The following is a 2,098-nucleotide window of genomic DNA, read 5'->3' as shown; positions in this document are numbered from 1 at the left end:
AAACATTGCTCAAAAATTTCCTTACAAGAAATGGTTAAATGACAATCTAGTACACTTAAAGGATATTCCATATAATGATTGCCCTTTATTTTTAGGAGAGGAAACATTAGAGAATAGAAAATCTGTATTTGGTTATACAATTGAAGATATTAATACAATTGTGCTTCCAATGGCGAAAGCTGGTAAAGAACCTATTGGTTCAATGGGTTCCGATACGCCTATTGCCGTACTATCTCAACGACCGCAACTAATTTACAATTATTTCAAGCAATTGTTCGCTCAGGTAACGAACCCTCCTTTAGATGGTATTCGTGAAGAATTGATTACAGATATCAGTTTAACCTTAGGTAGCGATCATAATATATTTGAGTTTTCAGAATTACATTGCAGAAAACTTAAAATTCAAAATCCTGTAATTTCTAAAGAGGATTTAGATAAAATTAAAAATTACGATGTAAGCCCAGACTATAAGGTAGTTTCAATTTCCATGTTGTATTCTATTAAACAAGGGCACAATGGTCTTGAAGACGCGTTACAATCTGTATTAAATCAAGCTTCCAAAGCAGTAGATGAAGGTGCAAATATTATTATTCTTTCTGACAGAAATGTTACAAAAGATATGGCTCCTATACCTGCATTGCTAGCATGTTCATTTGTGAACAGCGGATTGCAGAAACTTGGCAAACGTTCTAAACTAAGTGTCATTATAGAATCTGCAGAACCACGTGAGGTACATCATTTTGCTTTGTTGTTTGGATTTGGAGCAAGTGCTATTAATCCATATTTGGTTAACGAAATCATTGCCGAGCAAATAGAAGAGCATGATATTACAGAAATATCTTTTGACGATGCTATTAAAAATTACAATAAAGCGGTTGGAAAAGGTATCTTAAAAGTGATGAATAAAATCGGTATTTCAACATTGAACTCTTACCGTGGTTCTCAACTTTTTGAATGTATAGGTATTAACACCAAGGTCGTTGAGAAATACTTCCCTAATACCCCTACACGAATTCAAGGTATTGGTCTTTATCAAATTGAAAAAGAAATTGCGTTACGCCACCACAAGACTTTTAGCAAACAACATATTGATGCTAATTTAGATTTAGAAATTGGCGGCGAATATAGATGGAGAAGAGATGGTGAAAAACATATGTTTAACCCACTATCTATTGCAAAACTTCAAAAATCAGTTCGTAATAACGAGCCAGACACGTACAAGGAGTATTCAAACATGGTTAATGAGCAATCAAAAAACCTTATGACTATTAGAGGTCTTTTTGAATTCTCTAATTATGACCCTATTCCTTTAGAAGATGTTGAACCATGGACAGAAATTGTAAAAAGGTTTAAAACCGGTGCAATGTCTTACGGATCAATTAGTAAAGAAGCTCATGAGAATTTAGCGATTGCCATGAACCGTATTGGCGGAAAAAGTAACTCTGGTGAAGGTGGAGAAGATCAAAATAGATTTTATAAAAATTCTACTGGTGACTGGAGAAACAGTGCAATAAAGCAAGTTGCTTCTGGTAGATTCGGCGTAACATCTAACTACCTGACCAATGCAAAAGAAATTCAGATTAAAATGGCACAAGGTGCCAAGCCAGGTGAAGGAGGTCAATTACCAGGTCCAAAAGTAAATCCTGAAATTGCAAAAACTAGAAATTCTACTCCGTATGTAGGTTTAATTTCTCCACCACCCCATCACGATATTTATTCTATTGAAGATTTATCTCAACTTATTTATGATTTAAAATCTGCCAATAGAAAAGCAAGAGTTAATGTAAAACTAGTTTCTGAAGTTGGTGTAGGTACTGTTGCGGCTGGTGTTGCAAAAGCAAAAGCCGATGTTGTTCTGGTTTCTGGTTTTGATGGTGGTACAGGGGCATCTCCTTTAACATCACTAAAACATTGTGGTTTACCTTGGGAACTTGGTATTGCAGAAGCTCAACAAACACTTGTTTTAAATGATTTAAGAAACAGAATAGTTCTTGAGTGTGATGGTCAATTGAAAACCGGTAGAGATGTTGCCGTGGCTTGTCTATTAGGTGCAGAAGAATTTGGTTTTGCAACTGCCCCATTAGTAGCTTCTGGCTGT

The 2,098-nt window shown here is 35.3% G+C and carries 1 protein-coding gene; it reads left to right on the top strand.

What is annotated here, in order from left to right:
* The coding region (locus ABJI11_RS00005; RefSeq protein ID WP_348348375.1) for a glutamate synthase-related protein at nt 1-2,098 on the top strand (2,098 nt) is incomplete at both ends.

The organism is Maribacter sp., from assembly GCF_039968975.1.
In the GTDB taxonomy this organism is placed as follows: Bacteria; Bacteroidota; Bacteroidia; order Flavobacteriales; family Flavobacteriaceae; genus Maribacter.
This window is presented reverse-complemented; position numbering and strand designations above follow the sequence as displayed.